This window comes from uncultured Microbacterium sp., assembly GCF_900078385.1.
In the GTDB taxonomy this organism is placed as follows: Bacteria; Actinomycetota; Actinomycetes; order Actinomycetales; family Microbacteriaceae; genus Microbacterium.
On record NZ_FLQR01000007.1, the window covers coordinates 299,729 to 317,571 of the forward strand.

Consider the following 17,843-nt stretch of genomic DNA (forward strand, 5'->3'; position numbering starts at 1 on the left):
CTCGGAATCGGGTGGGGGGGGGTGCTGCTGTCACCCTACTCTGGGAGTTCCCTGGGAGCCGCGAAACCCGCCCGGTCAGGCCGAGGTGAGGCGCTCGAGGAGTTCGCGGTACTTGGCGCTCGTCTGGTCGACGATCTCGGACGGCAGGACGGGCGCGGTTCCCTTCTTGTCCCAGTGCGCGGCGAGCCAGTCGCGGACGATCTGCTTGTCGAAGCTGGCCATGCGCTCGGTGGGGGTCGCACCGGTGCGCCAGGTCTCGGCATCCCAGTAGCGGGACGAGTCGCTCGTGAGGACCTCGTCGGCGAGGGTCAGGACGCCCTCGTCGTCGAGGCCGAATTCGAACTTCGTGTCGGCCAGGATGAGTCCGCGCGTCTCGGCCGTCGCGGCCGCGCGCGCGTAGATCTCCAGGGAGGCGTCGCGCAGCTGCGCCGCCAGGTCGGCGCCGACCAGCTCGGCGGTCTGCTCGTAGGAGATGTTCTCGTCGTGCTGGCCCATCGGCGCCTTGAACGCGGGCGTGAAGATGGGCTCCGGCAGGCGGTCGCCGTTGCCGAGCCCTTCGGGAAGCGGGATGCCGCAGACGGTCCCGCTCCCCTGGTACTCCGCCCAGCCGGAGCCGGTGAGGTACCCGCGCACGACGCACTCGACGGGCTGCATCGCGAGGGACTTGACGACCATCGCGCGGCCGGCGACGGCGTCAGGGATGAGCCGGCGCACGTCGTCTGCGGTGTTCGCGACGCCGTCGGCGCCGAGGGTCAGCTCATGGGAGGCGGCGAGGTGGTTCGGGATGCGGATGCCCCCGTCGGCGCCGGAGAGCTGGTCGAACCACCACAGGCTGAGTGTGGTCAGCAACGTGCCCTTGCCGGGGATGCCGGGCTCGAGAACGACGTCGAACGCGCTCACGCGGTCGCTCGCGACGACGAGCATGCGGTCGGTGCTGCCGTCGTCCGGCCGGTAGAGGTCACGGACCTTTCCGGAGTAGACATGGGTCCAGCCGGGCAGGGGGAGGGCGGCATCCGTCACCTGCCCATTATCGACTGTGGCGCGGGTGACCTCGTCATCGCCGATCCATAGCCGAACCGAGCGGGACCCGAATCTCGGCCACAGCCCGGGCAGAGTCCTCCCCCGCGCGTCAGCTGACGAGGTCGTAGCGCGCGCGGCCGCCGAGTCGCGGTCGCCTCATCGGATCCAGCCACGATGGCGGAACGAACCACACCTTCGCCGCGATCCCCGTGCCCTCGATGCGGATCTCCCATCCGTCGTCGTGGATGCGGTGATGGCAGGCCGTGCACAGCAGGATCCCGTTGCCGAGATCGGTCGGGCCCCGATCTCGCGCCCACCACCGGATGTGGTGCACGATGCAGCGCGCCGGGGGAGCGCCGCAGGATGCGCAGCCCCCGTCACGCTCGCCGAGGGCGAGCTTCTGGGCCGTCGTGAAGAGGCGCTTGGCGCGTCCCCAGTCGAGGATGTCGCCGTCGCCGCCGAGGACGCACGGGATGACGTCGGCATCCGCCGCCATCCGCCGATCAGCCGCTGCCGAGAGCGGCTGATCGATCCCGTCGACCGTCGCCGTGCCGACTCCCTCGACGAGGGTCTCGAGAGTCATCCGCACGATCACCGTGGTCGTGGGCAGGGTCGGCAGCTGCGGGCACCCGAGGGCGTGCCGGCAGAGGTCGCCGAGCGCGTCGGCCTGCATCTGCCGTATCGACCGCTGGTCGGCCTCCACATCGTCGGCGTGCTCGTTGCGACGCACGGCCGCGGTCACGAGTCCTTCGATGGCGGCTGTGACCGGCGCCGCCGTCTCCGGGTCGAGCCGCGCCGTCAGGAGGACCATGCCGTCGCGCTCGTGAATGAGCAGTGATCGGTCGGCGCGCAGCTCCGCCTCGCGCGGCTCGACGCCGTCGGGATCGAGGATCGCCTCGGCACGAACGAGGAGCTTCTGCAGCTCGTCGGGGCGCAGGCCCGGGGCTGCCGCGACGAGCCGTCGCTCCATCTCGGCGAGCTCGCGGTGATCGGCGCGCACGGCGACGCGGTCGAGCAGGGTAACGATGGCCGACGACCCGGAGACGCCGATCGCACCGGCGTGCAGAGCCTCCGCGACGTGGGGGTGCTTCGCGGGGAGCGACTCACCTGTCAGCGCGCGACGAGGGGCCGTGGCCTCGCCTACCTGCACGATCCTGATCGCATCGCCGACCGTCGTCCCGGTCGTCGCCGCGATGAGTGTCGCAGGGGTGCGGAAGCCCTGCGCGCGGGCCAGCGAGTCACGGCCGAGTTCGGCGCGCGACTGCCGTGCGATCTCGGCGGCGACGGGGGCGAACGCGGCATCCACGTGGCGCTTGAGCGCTCCGAAGGCGTCGTTCACGGCGATCAGCTCGCCCGGCGTCAGCGCCTCCGGCGCGCGACCGCCACCGGCGGCGGTCAGCGCCGCGAGCGCCTCCGCGATGCCGATGAGGGTGTCTGCCATGGATCCGACATTAGAACATAGCTACGACATTCAGGGTGCGCGTGCGGGTTCGTGTGGACAGGTCGCGTGAGACTCGCGATGTGGAGGAGATGCGATCCGCGCGCCCGGCGACAGCGATGCGCGACCCAACCGCTACGGCGTCATCCCCTCCACGAACGCGAACGCCTCGTCGACGATCGGCCGCCAGAGATCCGCCCGCTCCGGACCGACGAAAGCCCATTCGCGCATCGCGCGCTCTCGCATGACCATGCGCTCCGCGACGCCCGCCGCTTCGAGCTCCGTCACGCGCGCTTCCGGCAGCTTGGCGATCAGACCGCCGCGGTGGCCGACGAACGCGAAGACCTTGCCCCTGATCCGCAGGCCCTCGCTGCCGAACATCGGCCCGATGTCCACGCCATCCCGTCCCAGGTAGGCGTCGGCGATCGGATCGAAGAGCGCTCGGGCGCGTGCACCGTCATCCGTCATGCCCGCACGATAGCCGCACCCGCCGACGCGGGGTATAGTCCATCTGGACTATTGGAGCAGGATGCCGGATTCCCACACACGTCTCACCCCGCTGGCCGTCGTCGTGCTGGGGCTGCTGCGCGAGGGCGACATGCATCCGTACGAGATGCGGCGGCTCATCCGCGAGCGCCGGGACGACCGCCTCGTCAGCGTCGCGAACGGCACGTTCTATCACGCCGTGGGGCGGCTCGAGCGGGATGGGCTCATCGTGGCCGTCGGCGTCGACCGGCACGGCAGCCGCCCGGAGCGCACCACCTACGCGCTGACGGATGCCGGCCGCGCGGCATCGGTCGCCTGGATCCGCCGCGAGCTGCCGCGCATCGACAACCTCCTCGAGTTCCGCGTCGCGCTCGCCGAGGCGCACGTCCTGCCCCGGCCGGATGCGACGCACCTGCTCACCCGTCGCCGTGCGGAGCTCACCGCGCATCGCGAGGACCTCCGCGCCGGCCTCGCCGCCGCGGACGGCCGCGGCGTGCCCTTCCAGTTCCTCGTCGAGCTCGACCGCGAGGTCGCCCTGCTCGACGCCGACCTCGTGTGGCTCGACACCCTCCTCGCGCGGCTCGCCGACCCCGGCACCGCCTGGGGCGTCCACGAGCTCCCCGCCGCCACGCGGGACACCCTCACCGCCTACCGAGAAAGCGTGCTTTCATGACCGACCCCGCCACCCGCACCGCTCCGCGCGGGGCACCGCCCGCACCCGCCCGCAACCCCTGGCCCGCACTCTGGGCGCTCGTGATCGGGTTCTTCATGATCCTGGTCGACACCACGATCGTGTCGGTGGCGAACCCGGCGATCAAGGCGGCCCTCGACCCCGACTCGGGGAACCTCGACAACGTCGTGTGGGTCACCTCGGCCTACCTTCTCGCGTACGCCGTGCCGCTGCTGATCACGGGCCGCCTCGGCGACCGCTTCGGCCCGCGCCGCGTCTACCTCGTCGGACTCGCCGTGTTCACGCTGGCCTCGCTCGGCTGTGGTCTCTCCTCGTCGCTCGAGATGCTGATCGGCATGCGCGCCGTGCAGGGTCTCGGCGCGGCCATGATGACGCCGCAGACGATGGCGGTCATCACCCGCACGTTCCCGCCGGAGCGCCGCGGCGCGGCGATGGGGCTCTGGGGCGCGACCTCCGGTGTCGCGATGCTCGTCGGCCCGCTGGCCGGCGGCTTCCTCGTGGACGGCCTCGGCTGGGAGTGGATCTTCTTCGTCAACATCCCCGTCGGCATCATCGGCTTCGTCCTGGCCTGGATCCTCGTGCCCGAGCTCGAGACGCACGCGCACCGGTTCGACATCGTCGGCGTCGTCCTGAGCGCGATCGCGCTGTTCCTGATCGTCTTCGGCCTGCAGGAGGCGGAGCACTACGACTGGGCTCCGTGGGTGTGGGCGCTCATCATCGGCGGTGTCGTCGTGCTCGCCGGGTTCGTCTGGCAGCAGTTCCGCACGCGGAGCGAGCCGCTCGTGCCGATGTCGCTCTTCCACAACCGGAACTTCTCAGTGTCGGGCATCGGCATCGTCACCGTCGGGTTCATGGCCTCGGGGATGGCGCTGCCCCTCATGTTCTTCTTGCAGCTCGCCCGCGGACTGACGCCCACCGAGTCGGCCCTCCTCCTCGTGCCGATGGCGCTCGCCGCCGGTGTGCTCTCGCCGCTCGCGGGCCGGCTCCTCGACCGCGTCGACCCCCGCGTCATCCTCGTCCCGGGCCTCCTCGTCGCCGCCGTCGCCCTCGTCTGGTACGCGCTGCTGATGAACACCGGGACCGAGATCTGGATGTTCCTGCTGCCGTCGTTCCTCCTGGGCGCAGGGCAGGCCGGCATGTGGGGACCGCTCGCGACCACCGCGACGCGCGAACTCGACCCGCGGCTCGCGGGCGCCGCATCCGGCGTCTACAACACGATGCGGACGGTCGGCTCGGTGATCGGCTCGGCCTCGATCGCGGTGCTCATGCAGAGCCGCCTCGAGGCGAACCTTCCGGGCGCGGGCGACGCGGAGGTCGGCTTCGGCTCCGGCACGCTGCCGGACTTCGTGGCCGACGGCTTCTCCACCGCGATGGCGCAGGCGACCCTGCTGCCCGCCGCAGCCCTGCTCGTCGGCGCGGTGGCCGTCCTGTTCCTGCGCCGCCCGGCGCACCTCGAGCGCTGAGCCCCGCGGTCAGTCCTCCGGGTCGTCCGGGTCGATCGGCGCGTGGTGGTCGAAGCCCGCGAGCCCGGCCTTCCAGTACCCGCTGATCGCGTACTGCGCGCGCGGCAGTGCGAGGTCGTTGCGCAGGTGGCGGCGGAGCGCCACGAGCCGTCCGGCCTCCGCGGCGGCGAACACATAGGTGCCCGCGTCGATCCCGGCATCCCGCACGGCGGAGACGAGGTCATCGCCTGCGGCGGTGACGGATGCGGTCCGCCCGCCCTCCTGCGCGAGGTAGGTGCGCACCCACTCCAGGTCGCCGGGGATGTCGGCGATGACGTCGACCTCGGTCGTGGCCGGCACCTCGGCGAGGAACCGTCCGGCGGCCGGCAGGGCCGTCCCGTCGACGACGCACAGCACGCGGGGCGCTCCCTGCGGGGCGGCCTTCGAGCCGCGCGGGCCGACGACGACGAGCCGGTCTCCGACCTGCGCGCGCGCCGCCCACGCGGCGGCCGGCCCCGGGTCGTCGTGCAGCAGCAGGTCGATGTCGACGGAGCGCGTGCCGGAGGAGTCCTCCCGCGCGTGCAGGGGCGTGAAGTCGCGCGAGATCATGGGGCGATCGGGCCGGAGGATGCCGTCCTCCGCCGGGCCGGCGGCGGTCGGGGCGACGAGCTCGCCGGTGACCGGATCCGGGAAGAACACCCGCACGTGGTCGCTCGGTCCGGCACTCGTGAAGTCGTGGAAGTCGGGTCCGGAGAGCGTCACCCGCACGAACTCGTCGACCGGCCGGCTCACCGCCGTGACGACGGCGTCGCGTGCCGTGAACCGATGGCGACCGCCGGCACGGTGGAACGGCGAGGTCGGGTCCTCGGCTGGTCGCCCAGGGCGGCGCAGCGGCGCGGCATCCGTCATGTGAGCTCCCCGCCCGGTTACTCCGCGACCTGCGCCGCGATGTCGGTGCGGTGGTGCGACCCCTCGAGCGTGATCTCGGCGAGGGCGCGGTAGGCGCGCTCGCGGGCCTCGAAGAACGTGTTGCCGAGCGCGACGACGTTGAGCACCCGCCCGCCGGTCGCGACGAGCTGACCGTCCCGCTCGGCCGTGGCGGCGTGCGCGAGGTGGACTCCGTCGACGGCCGCGGCGGCATCCAGCCCGTGCAGCGGACGCCCGGTGACGGGCGCCTCCGGGTAGCCCTCGCTCGCGAGGACGACGGTGACGGCGGCCGCCTCGGCGAATTGCGGTGCCGGCTCGTCCTCGAGGTGGCCGCTCGCCGCGGCCATCAGCAGGCTCGACAGCGGCGTCACGAGGCGGGCCAGCACGACCTGGGTCTCCGGGTCGCCGAAGCGGGCATTGAACTCGATGACCTTGATGCCGTGCTCGGTGAGGATGAGGCCGGCGTACAGCAGCCCGATGAACGGCGTGCCCTCGGCATCCAGCTGGCGGATGACGGGCTCCGCGACGGTGCGGGTGACCTCCGCGACGAACTCCTCCTCGCCGCCGAAGGCGCCGGCGAGCCACGGCAGCGGCGAGTACGCGCCCATGCCGCCGGTGTTCGGGCCGGCGTCGCCGTCGTAGGCGCGCTTGAAGTCCTGTGCGGGGCTGAGCGCCCGGACGGTGTCGCCGTCGGAGACGAAGAAGAGCGAGACCTCCGGGCCGGAGAGGAACTCCTCGACGAGGATCGGACCGCTCGGCAGGTACACGTCGGCGTGCGCGAGCGCGGCCTCGCGGTCGTCGGTCACAACGACGCCCTTCCCGGCGGCGAGGCCGTCGGCCTTCACCACGTGCGGGGCGCCGTACTCGTCCAGGGCGGCCTCGACCTCGGCGCGGGTGTGCGCGCGGACCGCGCGGCCCGTGGGGACGCCCGCGGCCTCCATGATGCGCTTCGCGAAGGCCTTGGAGCCCTCGAGCTGCGCCGCGGCCTTGCCGGGACCGAACACGGGGATGCCGCGCCGGCGCAGCGCGTCGGCGACGCCCGCGACGAGGGGCGCTTCTGGGCCGATGATGACGAGGTCGATCCGCTCGTCGTCGGCGTACTGCGTCACGGCGCCGGGGGCGGTGACGTCGAGGGCGGTCACGAGCGTCGCGTCGGCCGCGATGCCCGCGTTGCCGGGGGCCGCGAACACCTCGTGCCCCGCGTCCTCGGCGCGCAGCGCCAGGATGATGGCGTGCTCGCGCGCGCCCGAACCGAGGACCAGGATTCTCACCCTGCCAGCCTACCGACGACGATGCGCCACAACTCCGCCTGAGGTCGTCATCGGGCGTCCGCGGGACCGGATCCGTCGCCTTCGGGCGGAGTCACGGTGCGGGTACCGTGGTCGGCATGCCCCGCAGGATCTCCACGGACGACGGTCGCGCCGCGCTCGCCGCGGTCGCCGGCGCCGCGGCACCGGCCCGGACCGATCTCGCGACGGCGGTCCGCTATCTCCTGCAGCTGCTCGCGGAGAAGGCCCCGGGCAATTCTGTCGAGGTGCGGGTGCCGCCGTTCGGCGCCGTGCAGGCCGTCGAGGGGCCGCGGCACACGCGCGGCACGCCGCCGAACGTCGTCGAGACCGACCCTGCGACGTGGATCGCGCTCGCGACCGGCGCCGAGGCCTGGGCCGACGCCGTGGCAGGCGGACGCATCCTCGCCTCCGGGACGCGCGCCGACCTCCAAGAACTCCTCCCGCTGCGGCCATGACCGCCCCGCGCGGTGGGACAATGGATGCCATGACCGATCCCGCTCCGGAGCACATCGAGACGGCGCGACTGCGCCGCAGCCCCCGGTACGGGGCGTTCCTGGCGGCGGGCGCCGCGCTCGGCCTCCTCGTGGCCCTCGTCCTCACCTTCGCGTTCGACGGCACCTCCACCACGAGCGACGCGGGCGTCACCTACTCGACCGGTCAGGTGTTCGGCTTCCTCATCCTCGTGTGCATCCCGATCGGGATGGCGATCGGCATCACCGTCGCGCTCATCCTCGACCGCCGGCTCAGCCGCCGCACGCGCGACGTCCTCATCGACCACCAGCACCTCCTCGACGAGGAGTGACCGCTACGCGATGTCCGCGATGACCGGGCCGATCGCCGCGTCGAACGCGACGACATCCCCGCGCAGGCTGTCGGTCACCGCGATCGTGAGCGACCCGATCCACCACACGCCGCGCTGAGCCAGCGGCAGCACCTGCACGTTCAACTCGAACGAGTGGGCCCGGCGGCCGATGTGCCGCTCGTGCTGCGCGATGGCGCTCGCGTAGGCGCGGTACGACGTGCCCGTCCCGACGTGCGCCGTCGCACGGTACCGGTCGTGCGCGTGCCGCGCGTAGTCCACGGCATCCTCGCCGAACGGTCCGATCGCGTCCCGCAGCTCGTCATACCCCTCGGTGGGCAGCGCGATGAGCATGTCGAACCCGTCGACCAGATCGAGGGGCACGGGCGAGGGATGCGCCTGCGGCTCGACCGTCATCGCCCAGACGGCCCGCCACTGCCGCTCCAGGACGGACTGCTCCTCCTCCGCCCGCGGCAGGCCGCTCGGGATGCCGCGCAGATGCGGCAGCTCCTCCGGCGAGCGGATGCCGAGCACCTGGCGCAGGTAGAGCATGACGAGCACCGGCAACCCGGCCTCCTCGCGCACGACCCACTCCGGTCCTCCGGCGTTCATGTCCACATCCTATGGCGGCGGATGCCCGCGCCGACGGGGCGGGAGCATGTCCGGCGGGGCCCGCTGAGGATCGCGGCGGCGCGGGGGCGGCCGACGGGCCGGTAGGCTGATCGCGTGGCCTCGACTCCCCACAATCCCTATACCGAAGCCGGCGTCGACACTGCGGCGGGAGACCTCGCCGTCGAGTTGATGAAATCGGCTGTCCGGCGCACCCATGGCCCCGAAGTCCTCGGCGGTGTGGGTGGCTTCGCCGGCCTCTTCGACGCCTCCGCCCTGACCGGCTACCGGCGCCCGCTGCTGGCGACGAGCACCGACGGCGTGGGCACGAAGGTCGCGATCGCGCAGGCCATCGACAAGCACGACACGATCGGGCAGGACCTCGTCGGCATGGTCGTCGACGACATCGTCGTCGTGGGCGCGCGGCCCCTCTTCATGACGGACTACATCGCGTGCGGGAAGGTGTTCCCGCAGCGCATCGCCGACATCGTGCGCGGCATCGCGGACGGCTGCGCCGCGACCGGCACGGCCCTCGTCGGCGGCGAGACGGCGGAGCACCCGGGCCTCCTGGGTGTCAACGACTACGACGTCGCCGGCGCGGCGACCGGCATCGTCGAGGCAGACGAGGTGCTCGGCGCCGAGCGGGTGCAGAGCGGCGACGTCGTGCTCGCACTGGCCTCCAGCGGCCTGCACTCCAACGGCTACTCGCTCGTCCGCCACATCGTCGCGCGGGCCGGCATCGGCTACGGCGGCCACGCCGCCGACTTCGGCCGCACCTGGGGCGAGCAGCTCCTCGAGCCGACGCGCCTGTACACGACGCCCCTGCTGCGCGCGATCGAGGCGCTCGGCGGCGGCATCCATTCGCTCAGCCACGTCACCGGCGGCGGCATCGCGGCCAACCTCGCCCGCGTCCTGCCGCAGGAGGCCTGGGTCGACGTCGACCGTTCGACCTGGTCGCCCTCGCTCGTCTTCCGCGTGCTCGCCGACCTCGGCGACTTGTCGCTCGAGCAGACCGAGGGCACCTGGAATCTCGGCGTCGGGTTCCTGGCCGTCGTCGCCGCCGATCAGGCGGATGCCGCGATCTCCGCGCTGTCCGCCGACGGCATCGCGACCTGGCAGGTCGGCGAGGTCTCGACCGCGACGCGGCCCGAGGGCGAGTACGAGCAGGGCGCGAAGGGCGTCGACGGCGGCGCCGTCCGCCTCGTCGGCAGCTATGCAGAATCTGACTGAGCAACACGGAATGGCCAAGTAGCAATATGTGCGGAATCGTCGGCGTCGTCGGTCAAGGACACGTCAACCAGGATGTCTACGACTCGCTGCTGCTCCTCCAGCACCGCGGGCAGGACTCGACGGGCATCGCGACGGCCGAACCCAGCGGGGTGTTCCACCTCGCGAAGGCGCGCGGCATGGTCCGCGAGGCGTTCCGGACGCGCGACATGCGCGCACTCCTCGGCACGATCGGGCTCGGCCATGTGCGCTACGCCACGAAGGGGACGGCATCCAGCGAGGAGGAGGCGCAGCCCTTCTACGTCAACGCCCCCTACGGCATCGTGCTCGTGCACAACGGCAACCTCACGAACACGCGCGAGCTGACCGAGGAGCTGTTCCACAACGACCGTCGGCACCTCAACACGAGCTCCGACACCGAGCTCCTCGTCAACGTCCTCGCCAACGAGCTGCAGTCCTCGATCGCCGGACTCGAGCTCGACCCGGAGCAGATCTTCCACGCGGTCGCCCGCGTGCACGAGCGCGTCGAGGGCTCGTACGCGTCGATCGCGCTCATCGCCGGCTACGGGCTGCTCGCCTTCCGCGACCCGTTCGGCATCCGCCCGCTCATCCTCGGGACGCGCAAGGCGGCGAACGGCCACTACGAGTGGATCGTGGCCTCCGAGTCGCTCGTGCTGGAGAACGGCGGCTTCGACGTCGTGCGCGACGTCGCCCCGGGCGAGGCGGTCTTCATCGACCTCGAGGGACGACTGCACACGAAGCAGTGCGCGGCGAACCCGCGCCTCGCCCCGTGCTCGTTCGAGTACGTCTACCTCGCGCGCCCGGACAGCGAGATGAACGGCATCTCGGTGTACGAGGCGCGGCTGCGGATGGGCGAGCGCCTCGCCGACACCATCGCGAAGTACACGCCGCAGGGCTCGATCGACGTCGTCATGCCGATCCCGGACTCGTCCCGCCCCGCCGCGATGCAGGTGGCGCGGAAGCTCGGCCTGGAATACCGGGAGGGGTTCTACAAGAACCGCTACATCGGGCGGACGTTCATCATGCCGGGCCAGGCGGTGCGCAAGAAGAGCGTGCGGCAGAAGCTCAACGCGATGTCGAGCGAGTTCAAGGGCAAGAACGTGCTGCTGATCGACGACTCGATCGTGCGCGGGACGACCTCCAAGGAGATCATCCAGATGGCACGGGATGCCGGGGCGAAGTCCGTGACCTTCGCCTCCGCCGCACCGCCCGTCCGCTTCCCGCACGTGTACGGGATCAACATGCCCTCGCGGCAGGAGCTCGTCGCCCACGGCCGCACGATTCCGGAAATCGCCGAGGAGCTCGGCTGCGACTACCTGGTCTACCAGGAGATCGACGACCTCAAGGCCGCGATCCTCGAGGGCTCGCCCGATGTCGAGGACCTCGACATGAGCTGCTTCGACGGCCGCTACGTCACCGGCACGGTCAGCGACGAGTACCTCGCGTGGGTCGAGGGCTCGCAGGAGTCCTGACCGCTCGGTCCGCGTCGGTCGGGGCCGCGCCCCTCCGCACCTAGGCTGGACCGGTGACCGACTCCGCGCCGACCCGCCCCGTCTGGCAGGGTCGCACCCTCGCGCTTCTCGGCATCGTCCTCTTCGCCTTCTCGCTGCGCTCGGCGGTCGCGTCGCTCTCGCCGGTCGTCGACCACATCCAGGCCGATATTCCCGTCCCGGCATGGGTCATCGGTCTCATCGGCACGGCGCCGCCGGTGTGCTTCGCCCTCTTCGGCATCCTGACCCCGCAGTTCGAGCGCAGATGGGGACTGGAGCGGACGAGCGTGATCTCGCTCGCGATCGTGACCGCTGGTCTCGTGGCGCGCGGCCTGGCCGGTGACGCGACGTCCCTCGTGCTGAGCACGGCGCTCATCTTCGCCGGTGCGGGGATGGGCAACATCCTGCTGCCACCGCTGGTGAAGAAGTACTTCCCCGACCGCATCGGGCTGATGACGACGCTGTACTCCACGACGATGGCGTTCTCGACGTTCCTGCCGCCGCTGTTCGCCGTGCCGGTCGCGGATGCGGCGGGGTGGCGCCTCTCGCTCGGCATGTGGGCCGTGTTCGCGTTCCTCGCGACGATCCCGTGGATCACCCTGCTCGTGCGCCATCGCTCGGATCCGCACCTGGCCGACATCGAGGAGGCGAGTCCGGGCGTGCTGGGGCGGCTGTGGCGGCTGCCCCTCGCCTGGGCGCTCGCCATCACGTTCGCCACCTCGTCCGCGATCGCGTACACGTCCTTCGCGTGGCTGCCGTCCCTGCTCGTGGACACCGCGGGGGTGACGCCGGCCGAGGCGGGCGCGCTGCTGTCGCTCTTCGCGATCATGGGCCTGCCGGCATCCCTCGTCGTCCCGGTCCTCGTCGTCCGCTACCGATCCGTGCCTGCCCTGTTCACGGTGGCCGTGCTCGCGGGCTTCGCGGGTGTCGCGGGACTCCTGTTCGCGCCGAGTACGGCGACGTGGCTGTGGGTCGCGCTGATCGGCACGACGCCACTCTTCTTCCCGCTGGCGCTCGTGATGATCAGCCTGCGGACGCGGACGCACGAGGCCACCGTCGCCCTGAGCGGATTCGTGCAGAGCGTCGGCTACGCGCTCGCCGCCGGCATCCCGTTCGCCGTCGGGATCCTGCACGAGGCGACCGACGCGTGGACGGGCCCGCTCATCCTGCTGGCCGTCGTCGTGGCCGTCGCGATCCCGGCCGGCATCAGCGTGGCGCGGCCGCGGACGATCGAGGACGAGTGGGAGCGCCGCCACGGCGCGTGGGAATGAGCGTCGCCGCGCGGCGACGCGATGAGGAGAGCGGCCTTACGCCTTCTCGCCTTCGTACTCGTCAGCCCACTTGTCGACGTACTGCTCGTCTTCGGGGTGCCCGAGTTCCTTCTCCAGCGCAGAGAGATTCACGTTGAAGGTGTCGTACTTGAGTTCGCGAGCGATCTTGGTGTGCTTCGCCTTTTGACGGCCACGCCCCATGCGAGACCCCCTCATTTCCGAGTCGCGGGCTGTGCGGCAGGCCCGTCGCGTTCACAATCCGGCTCGAGGCCGGTCAGAGTAGCATTCAGGATACCACGGCGCGCATGGGCGCTCGCGGCTCGAGGCAGGCGAGAAAGGTCGGTGCGGACATGGCTGATGACACGACGACGGATGCCGGGGCGACCACGCCACCACCGGCCCACGCGGTCATCGTCGGGGCCATCCCGGACCAGCCCTCGCGGGTCCTGAAGGAGGGCGCCCGGTACGCCAAGCTCTTCGGCGCGCCGCTCATCGTGGCCCATGTCGACGTCACGCGGTTCGTCACCTACGAGGACCCCGACGGGTACGTGCACTCCGCGCCGATCGACATGGACATCGCCTCGGGCGAGGCGCAGCTCGCGCAGGTGCGGCAGATGGCCGAGGAGCACCTCGCCGGCAGCGGCGTCGACTGGTCGGTGCGGCAGCTGGTGGGCGACCCGGCCATGGCGATCAAGCACCTCGCGGAGCAGTCCGACGCGCGTCTCATCGTCGTCGGCACGCGGCGCCGCGGCATCGGCGAATCGATCCGCGAGTTCTTCACGGGCTCGGTCGCCGCGCGTCTCGCGCACCGGCAGCCGCGCCCGATCCTCGTCGTCCCGCTCGGCGAGCCGGCACCCGACGACGAGCCGCTCTGGCCCGACGCGGAGTAGCGCCCGCGCCGCGCCGGCCCGACGGCATCCGCCGGCTGCCCGGCATCCACGCGAGAAACCACTCCTGACATGAGAAACCACGGGAGAAGTGGTTTCTCATGCCGGAAGTGGTTTCTCGGCGGCGCGTGGTCGACCGCGGTCAGCCGCGCAGGCCGCGGGTGACCGCGCGGGTCGCCTCATCGAGCGCCGACGTCAGTTCGTCGACGACGGATGCCGCGAGGTTCCCGCCGCGGGCGACATGCGTGCGCAGGTCGGCGCGGAGCGTCGCGCGGAACTCCGACAGCGCCGCGTCGGCGCGATGCAGCTGCTCGCGCGACGCCGTGCGGGAGTCGTCCGCCGGCGCCGGCTCGCGGGGGGCGCCGGACTTCGCGGCCTCCCGGTCGGACTGCGCCGCGGCGGCCAGGTCGGCCTGCAGACTGCGCATCGCCTCCCGGACGCTGCCGCGCACCTCGTCCGCGATGAGGCGGACGCTGTCGGCCAGGCCCGCCTCGATGCCCTCGAGGTCGCCGGACCGCGAGGCCACCTCGGCGCGGCCGGCCTCCGTGATCGCGTAGACGGTCTTGCGGCCGTCGACGGTCTTGGTGACCAGGCCCTCCTCCTCGAGCTTCGCCAGGCGCGGGTACACCGTGCCGGCGCTCGGCGTGTACGTCCCGCCGGTGCGGTCGGACAGCGCCTGCATGAGGTCGTAGCCGTGGCGCGGCGACTCGTCGAGCAGGTTCAGCAGGTAGAGGCGCAGGTCGCCGTGCGAGAAGACGGGTGCCATGTCACCACTCCTCCGGTGTCGGGGCGTCCTCTGCCGTGGGGGCCGTGGAGGCGGTGGATGCCGTCTCGCGCCGCAGCACCGTGACGTCGCCGGAGACGGAGTTCGCGCGGACATCGACGAATCGTCCGCTGAGCTCGCCGGCGGATCCACTGAAGTTCGTCGTGGGTCCGGTGCCCTGACCGGAGCGCTTGATGCCGTCCACGAGCACGCGTCCGCTGACGCTGCGGACGACGTAATTGGCGGGCAGGCCGTCGTCGAGGCGGACCGTCGCGTTGCCGCTCACGGTGTTGAGGTTCACGGCCTCGGTGGGGCCGACGGAGTCGACGAGCATGGCGCCGGAGACTGTGTCGATCGTCGCCTTGCGGATCGTGCCGGTCGCGGCGACGTCACCGGACACCGAGTTCGCGCTCAGCGCCCCCTCGAGATTGCGGATCTGCACGTCGCCGGAGACGGCGTTCGCCGACAGGTCGCCGGTCAGCCCGTCGACGATGATGTCGCCGGAGACCGTGTTGAGCTTGGCGTCGGTCGCGAGGCCGGACACGAGAGCGCTCGCGCTCACGACGCCCAGGTTCAGCGCGATGCTGCGGGGGACCGCGACGCTGATCTCGGCCTTGGGGCCGCCCGTGCCGAAGTTGCGGAACACTTCGAGGAAGTTGTCCCAGCGCAGCTGCGCGTGGTCGATCTCCACGATGTCGCCGCTGGCTTCGATGCGGAGGTCCTTGACGGCGACGGCGTGCACTTCGATGCGGATGCCGGGCTCGTCGTGGGCGACCACATCGATCTGGCCGCCGACGAGTCCGACTTTGAGCTTGCGGATGTCGTCGAGGTCGATGACGCGGGTTTCTCCCGGGTGGATGATCCACTTCTCGAGGGTCATGATGTCTCCTGAATAATGAGGGCGATCAAGATATATCGCGTTCAGAAGATAACACGATATATCTCGATCCGGGAAGGGCTCACGGAAAGAACTCAGGCATGCCGCTTGACCTTGACGTGACGTCAAGATCTAGCGTTGCGTGCATGAGAGACGAATGGTCGATCCAGCAGATCGCCAAGCTCGCCGGCACCACGAGCCGGACCCTCCGGCACTACGGCGAGCTCGGTCTGCTGCCGCCGTCGCGCGTCGGAGGAAACGGCTACCGGTTCTACGACACCGTCGCCCTGGTGCGCCTCCAGCGGATCCTCCTGCTGCGCGAACTCGGGCTCGGGCTCGCGCAGATCGGCGAGGTGCTCGCGCGGGAGACCGACGAGCGCCGCGCGCTCGAGGCGCACCTGGCCTGGCTGCGCCGGGAGCAGGAGCGGCTCATGCGGCAGATCGCATCGGTGCAGGCGACCATCGCAGCAGGGGAGGGAGGTGAACTGATGGCAGAGGACATGTTCGACGGCTTCGACCACACGCAATACAAGGATGAGGTCGAGCAGGGGTGGGGCGCGAAGGCCTACCGCGACGGCGACCGCTGGTGGCGGGGCATGAGCGACACGGCGAAAGCGCAGTGGAAGGCGGATGCCGAGTCGCTCGGCCGCGACTGGCTCGCCGCCGCAGGCAGCGGCATCGAGCCGACGAGCCCCGAGGCGCAGGCGCTCGCCGAGCGGCACGTGGCGTGGCTCACCGGCATCCCCGGCACACCCGCCGCCGATCCGGACGGTGATGTGAAGGGCTACGTCACGGGTCTCGCGGAGATGTACGTCGCGGACCCGCGCTTCGCCGCGAACTACGGCGGCGAAGAGGGCGCGGGGTTCGTGCGGGATGCGCTCCGGGCCTACGCGGAGGCGCGACTGTAAGCGCCCGCACGACAAAGAAGACGCCCCCCGCACCGAGGTGCGGGGGGCGTCTTGCTGGATGGATCAGGTGCGGCTTCCGCCGCGGACTACGCGCAGCAGGAACGCGATCAGGGCGATGACGCCGACGATCAGCGCGACCCACAGCAGCCAGTTCAGGGCGGTGTTCAGACCGCCGACGATGGCCAGCACGATGGCGACCACGATGACGATGATCAGGGCCAGATTCATTTGTTGCTCCCGTTCTCTCATGACCGCCGGGTGAGCGGCACGAGCAGCGCGTTGATGTACGGCAACCGTAAGCCCGCCGTGAAGATGGCGCCACCCCTTGACTCCGCGTCCGCGCCGGTGGTAGCGCGCGATTGCGCGGGTGCGGAGCGCGCGCGGAGTCATGTCAACCCCCTCTTCGGCGTCATCCGCATCCCCTAGCGTCGGTCGAGAGTCGAAGGAGGGGCCATGCCCGCAGGACGTGGATCGAACAGCCTCAAAGACCCCGAGCTCTACGAGGAGCTCCGCAAGGACGGGGCATCGAAGGAGAAGGCCGCGCGCATCTCGAACGCGGCAGCCCGCGACGGCCGCAAGGTCGTCGGCGCCCGCGGAGGAAGCTCCGGAGACTACGACGACTGGACCGTCGCCGACCTGCGGGCCCGCGCGAAGGAGCTCGGTCTCACCGGCTACTCCGGCACACGCAAGGCGGGGCTCATCTCGATGCTGCGAAACCACTGACGTGCCGCGGCTGAGGAGAGTCCGACCGGGCGCGGAGCCCGGGTTCACGCGGGTCCGCGCCGGCTCCGGGTTCCGCTACGTCGATGCGGACGGCGACGCCCTTCCCCGGACGGACGTCGAGCGCATCACGGAGCTCGTCATCCCGCCGGCGTGGAGCGACGTGTGGATCAGCCCGTATCCCAACGGGCACATCCAGGCCACCGGCATCGACGACGCCGGGCGCCTGCAGTACATCTACCACCCGCAGTGGTCCGCGGGCCGGGACAAGGGCAAGTATGCGCGGGCGCTGCAGCTGGCCGAGTCGCTGCCGCGCGCGCGCGGCCGGGTCACGACCTCGCTCCGCCGCGATGCCCTCGACCTCGAGCGGGTGCTCGCGGTCTCGTTCCGCCTCCTCGACCAGGCCGCTCCCCGGGTCGGCTCGGAGCGGTACCTCGAGCGTCACGGCAGCCGGGGGCTCACGACCCTGCTGCGGCGGGATGCGGCGATCGACGGGTCGATCACGAGCCTCCAGTTCCCCGGCAAGAGCGGCAAGCACCAGCGACTCCAGATCGACGACTCCGATCTCTCCGCCGTCGTGGAGCTGCTGGCGGCGGGTCGCCCGAGGTCTCCGCTGCTCGCGTACGAGCGCGGCCGGCGCCGCGTGCCGCTGACGCCCCGCGAGGTCAACGCGTACGTCCGCACCATGACCGGCGGCACCTTCACGGCGAAGGACTTCCGCACGCTCCGCGGCACGATCCTCGCCGCGGACGCGCTGGCTCGGATCGGCCCCGTCGACACCATGACGCAGCGGAAGAAGGCGCTGGTGCTCGCCGTCCGTGCGACGTCCGAGGCGCTCGGGAACACGCCCGCCGTCGCGAAGAGCTCGTACATCGACCCCCGGGTGTTCAAGCGCTACGAGCAGGGCAGGCTCCTCGACACGTCGATATCCCCGGAATCCGCGATCCGTGCACTGATTCTGGGGTGACCCGCCCCTAG

The 17,843-nt window shown here is 71.3% G+C and carries 21 protein-coding genes; 11 read left to right on the forward strand and 10 right to left on the reverse strand.

Annotation, left to right across the window (positions count from 1 at the left end; all coding sequences use genetic code 11):
- Window positions 1-75: 75 nt before the first annotated feature.
- The 3 genes from QZL85_RS09170 to QZL85_RS09180 all read right to left on the reverse strand — a co-directional run bounded on the left by QZL85_RS09170 (window position 76) and on the right by QZL85_RS09180 (window position 2,926).
- A complete protein-coding gene (locus QZL85_RS09170) occupies window positions 76-1,020 on the reverse strand; it encodes a phosphoribosylaminoimidazolesuccinocarboxamide synthase (protein ID WP_295576241.1) in 945 nt (314 codons plus the stop codon).
- Window positions 1,021-1,129: 109 nt separating this feature from the next.
- Window positions 1,130-2,461 (reverse strand): HNH endonuclease signature motif containing protein, encoded by a 1,332-nt coding sequence (locus QZL85_RS09175; RefSeq protein WP_295576242.1) that lies wholly within the window; start codon window positions 2,459-2,461, stop codon window positions 1,130-1,132.
- Window positions 2,462-2,593: 132 nt separating this feature from the next.
- Window positions 2,594-2,926 carry a hypothetical protein gene (locus QZL85_RS09180; RefSeq protein WP_295576243.1) on the reverse strand — a complete coding sequence of 111 codons (333 nt, stop codon included), beginning with the start codon at window positions 2,924-2,926 and terminating at the stop codon, window positions 2,594-2,596.
- A 61-nt stretch (window positions 2,927-2,987) separates the two neighbouring features.
- Here QZL85_RS09180 and QZL85_RS09185 point away from each other — a divergent pair, with 61 nt between their 5' ends.
- Together QZL85_RS09185 and QZL85_RS09190 are read left to right on the forward strand one after the other, a co-directional pair.
- Entirely contained in the window at window positions 2,988-3,617 is a 630-nt protein-coding gene (locus QZL85_RS09185; protein ID WP_295576244.1) for a PadR family transcriptional regulator, read from the forward strand.
- A complete protein-coding gene (locus QZL85_RS09190; protein ID WP_295576245.1) occupies window positions 3,614-5,098 on the forward strand; it encodes a DHA2 family efflux MFS transporter permease subunit in 1,485 nt (494 codons plus the stop codon). The genes QZL85_RS09185 and QZL85_RS09190 overlap by 4 nt, the downstream gene beginning before the upstream one ends.
- Window positions 5,099-5,107: 9 nt before the next feature.
- Here the strand turns inward: QZL85_RS09190 and QZL85_RS09195 are convergent, their stop codons facing one another.
- Together QZL85_RS09195 and purD are read right to left on the reverse strand one after the other, a co-directional pair.
- On the reverse strand, window positions 5,108-5,986 hold the full coding sequence (locus QZL85_RS09195; RefSeq protein WP_295576247.1) for a siderophore-interacting protein: 879 nt from the start codon (window positions 5,984-5,986) through the stop codon (window positions 5,108-5,110).
- 17 nt (window positions 5,987-6,003) lie between these two features.
- Window positions 6,004-7,275 (reverse strand): phosphoribosylamine--glycine ligase, encoded by a 1,272-nt coding sequence (purD, locus tag QZL85_RS09200; protein WP_295576248.1) that lies wholly within the window; start codon window positions 7,273-7,275, stop codon window positions 6,004-6,006.
- Window positions 7,276-7,391: 116 nt separating this feature from the next.
- Here purD and QZL85_RS09205 point away from each other — a divergent pair, with 116 nt between their 5' ends.
- Window positions 7,392-7,748, forward strand: coding sequence for a sterol carrier family protein (locus QZL85_RS09205; RefSeq protein ID WP_295576249.1), 357 nt, complete (start codon window positions 7,392-7,394; stop codon window positions 7,746-7,748).
- 29 nt (window positions 7,749-7,777) lie between these two features.
- Window positions 7,778-8,095, forward strand: coding sequence for a potassium transporter Trk (locus QZL85_RS09210; RefSeq protein ID WP_295576250.1), 318 nt, complete (start codon window positions 7,778-7,780; stop codon window positions 8,093-8,095).
- 3 nt (window positions 8,096-8,098) lie between these two features.
- Here QZL85_RS09210 and QZL85_RS09215 read toward each other — a convergent pair whose 3' ends face one another.
- The gene (locus tag QZL85_RS09215; RefSeq protein WP_295576251.1) at window positions 8,099-8,704 is read right to left on the reverse strand and encodes a zinc-binding alcohol dehydrogenase; all 606 of its coding nucleotides are present in this window, start codon (window positions 8,702-8,704) and stop codon (window positions 8,099-8,101) included.
- 114 nt (window positions 8,705-8,818) lie between these two features.
- On the opposite strand from QZL85_RS09215, the gene purM reads away from it, so the two are divergent.
- From purM to QZL85_RS09230, 3 genes are read left to right on the forward strand one after another with little or no spacing between them, the layout of a single operon-like run.
- A complete protein-coding gene (gene purM, locus QZL85_RS09220; protein ID WP_295576252.1) occupies window positions 8,819-9,931 on the forward strand; it encodes a phosphoribosylformylglycinamidine cyclo-ligase in 1,113 nt (370 codons plus the stop codon).
- 26 nt (window positions 9,932-9,957) lie between these two features.
- Window positions 9,958-11,421 (forward strand): amidophosphoribosyltransferase, encoded by a 1,464-nt coding sequence (purF, locus tag QZL85_RS09225; protein ID WP_295576253.1) that lies wholly within the window; start codon window positions 9,958-9,960, stop codon window positions 11,419-11,421.
- Window positions 11,422-11,474: 53 nt separating this feature from the next.
- Complete coding sequence (locus tag QZL85_RS09230; RefSeq protein WP_295576255.1) at window positions 11,475-12,710, forward strand: CynX/NimT family MFS transporter; 1,236 nt, start codon at window positions 11,475-11,477, stop codon at window positions 12,708-12,710.
- A 36-nt stretch (window positions 12,711-12,746) separates the two neighbouring features.
- Here the strand turns inward: QZL85_RS09230 and QZL85_RS09235 are convergent, their stop codons facing one another.
- On the reverse strand, window positions 12,747-12,911 hold the full coding sequence (locus QZL85_RS09235) for a DUF3073 family protein (protein WP_295576256.1): 165 nt from the start codon (window positions 12,909-12,911) through the stop codon (window positions 12,747-12,749).
- Between the two features lie 149 nt (window positions 12,912-13,060).
- Between QZL85_RS09235 and QZL85_RS09240 the strand changes: the two genes are divergently transcribed.
- The gene (locus QZL85_RS09240; protein ID WP_295576257.1) at window positions 13,061-13,600 is read left to right on the forward strand and encodes a universal stress protein; all 540 of its coding nucleotides are present in this window, start codon (window positions 13,061-13,063) and stop codon (window positions 13,598-13,600) included.
- A gap of 139 nt (window positions 13,601-13,739) precedes the next feature.
- Here the strand turns inward: QZL85_RS09240 and QZL85_RS09245 are convergent, their stop codons facing one another.
- Window positions 13,740-14,363: a PadR family transcriptional regulator gene (locus tag QZL85_RS09245; RefSeq protein WP_295576258.1), complete on the reverse strand. Its 624-nt coding sequence runs from the start codon at window positions 14,361-14,363 to the stop codon at window positions 13,740-13,742.
- A 1-nt stretch (window position 14,364) separates the two neighbouring features.
- Complete coding sequence (locus tag QZL85_RS09250) at window positions 14,365-15,240, reverse strand: DUF4097 family beta strand repeat-containing protein (RefSeq protein WP_295576259.1); 876 nt, start codon at window positions 15,238-15,240, stop codon at window positions 14,365-14,367.
- A gap of 143 nt (window positions 15,241-15,383) precedes the next feature.
- On the opposite strand from QZL85_RS09250, the gene QZL85_RS09255 reads away from it, so the two are divergent.
- On the forward strand, window positions 15,384-16,145 hold the full coding sequence (locus QZL85_RS09255) for a MerR family transcriptional regulator (protein WP_295576260.1): 762 nt from the start codon (window positions 15,384-15,386) through the stop codon (window positions 16,143-16,145).
- 63 nt (window positions 16,146-16,208) lie between these two features.
- Here the strand turns inward: QZL85_RS09255 and QZL85_RS09260 are convergent, their stop codons facing one another.
- Window positions 16,209-16,373 carry a hypothetical protein gene (locus QZL85_RS09260; RefSeq protein WP_295576262.1) on the reverse strand — a complete coding sequence of 55 codons (165 nt, stop codon included), beginning with the start codon at window positions 16,371-16,373 and terminating at the stop codon, window positions 16,209-16,211.
- 225 nt (window positions 16,374-16,598) lie between these two features.
- On the opposite strand from QZL85_RS09260, the gene QZL85_RS09265 reads away from it, so the two are divergent.
- Both QZL85_RS09265 and QZL85_RS09270 read left to right on the forward strand, forming a co-directional pair.
- Window positions 16,599-16,868, forward strand: coding sequence for a Rho termination factor N-terminal domain-containing protein (locus QZL85_RS09265; RefSeq protein ID WP_295576263.1), 270 nt, complete (start codon window positions 16,599-16,601; stop codon window positions 16,866-16,868).
- A 1-nt stretch (window position 16,869) separates the two neighbouring features.
- Window positions 16,870-17,832: a DNA topoisomerase IB gene (locus QZL85_RS09270; RefSeq protein ID WP_295576264.1), complete on the forward strand. Its 963-nt coding sequence runs from the start codon at window positions 16,870-16,872 to the stop codon at window positions 17,830-17,832.
- Window positions 17,833-17,843: the final 11 nt, after the last annotated feature.

Excerpts from the sequence above, each read along its gene's own strand:
- purF (WP_295576253.1), top strand. The coding sequence starts at position 9,958 with ATGTGCGGAATCGTCGGCGTCGTCGGTCAAGGACACGTCAACCAGGAT.
- QZL85_RS09205 (WP_295576249.1), top strand. The coding sequence starts at position 7,392 with ATGCCCCGCAGGATCTCCACGGACGACGGTCGCGCCGCGCTCGCCGCG.
- QZL85_RS09195 (WP_295576247.1), bottom strand. The coding sequence starts at position 5,986 with ATGACGGATGCCGCGCCGCTGCGCCGCCCTGGGCGACCAGCCGAGGAC.
- QZL85_RS09175 (WP_295576242.1), bottom strand. The coding sequence starts at position 2,461 with ATGGCAGACACCCTCATCGGCATCGCGGAGGCGCTCGCGGCGCTGACC.
- QZL85_RS09235 (WP_295576256.1), bottom strand. The coding sequence starts at position 12,911 with ATGGGGCGTGGCCGTCAAAAGGCGAAGCACACCAAGATCGCTCGCGAA.
- QZL85_RS09210 (WP_295576250.1), top strand. The coding sequence starts at position 7,778 with ATGACCGATCCCGCTCCGGAGCACATCGAGACGGCGCGACTGCGCCGC.
- QZL85_RS09245 (WP_295576258.1), bottom strand. The coding sequence starts at position 14,363 with ATGGCACCCGTCTTCTCGCACGGCGACCTGCGCCTCTACCTGCTGAAC.
- QZL85_RS09265 (WP_295576263.1), top strand. The coding sequence starts at position 16,599 with ATGCCCGCAGGACGTGGATCGAACAGCCTCAAAGACCCCGAGCTCTAC.
- QZL85_RS09260 (WP_295576262.1), bottom strand. The coding sequence starts at position 16,373 with ATGAATCTGGCCCTGATCATCGTCATCGTGGTCGCCATCGTGCTGGCC.
- QZL85_RS09190 (WP_295576245.1), top strand. The coding sequence starts at position 3,614 with ATGACCGACCCCGCCACCCGCACCGCTCCGCGCGGGGCACCGCCCGCA.
- QZL85_RS09255 (WP_295576260.1), top strand. The coding sequence starts at position 15,384 with ATGAGAGACGAATGGTCGATCCAGCAGATCGCCAAGCTCGCCGGCACC.
- QZL85_RS09240 (WP_295576257.1), top strand. The coding sequence starts at position 13,061 with ATGGCTGATGACACGACGACGGATGCCGGGGCGACCACGCCACCACCG.
- QZL85_RS09180 (WP_295576243.1), bottom strand. The coding sequence starts at position 2,926 with ATGACGGATGACGGTGCACGCGCCCGAGCGCTCTTCGATCCGATCGCC.
- QZL85_RS09215 (WP_295576251.1), bottom strand. The coding sequence starts at position 8,704 with ATGAACGCCGGAGGACCGGAGTGGGTCGTGCGCGAGGAGGCCGGGTTG.
- QZL85_RS09185 (WP_295576244.1), top strand. The coding sequence starts at position 2,988 with ATGCCGGATTCCCACACACGTCTCACCCCGCTGGCCGTCGTCGTGCTG.
- QZL85_RS09250 (WP_295576259.1), bottom strand. The coding sequence starts at position 15,240 with ATGACCCTCGAGAAGTGGATCATCCACCCGGGAGAAACCCGCGTCATC.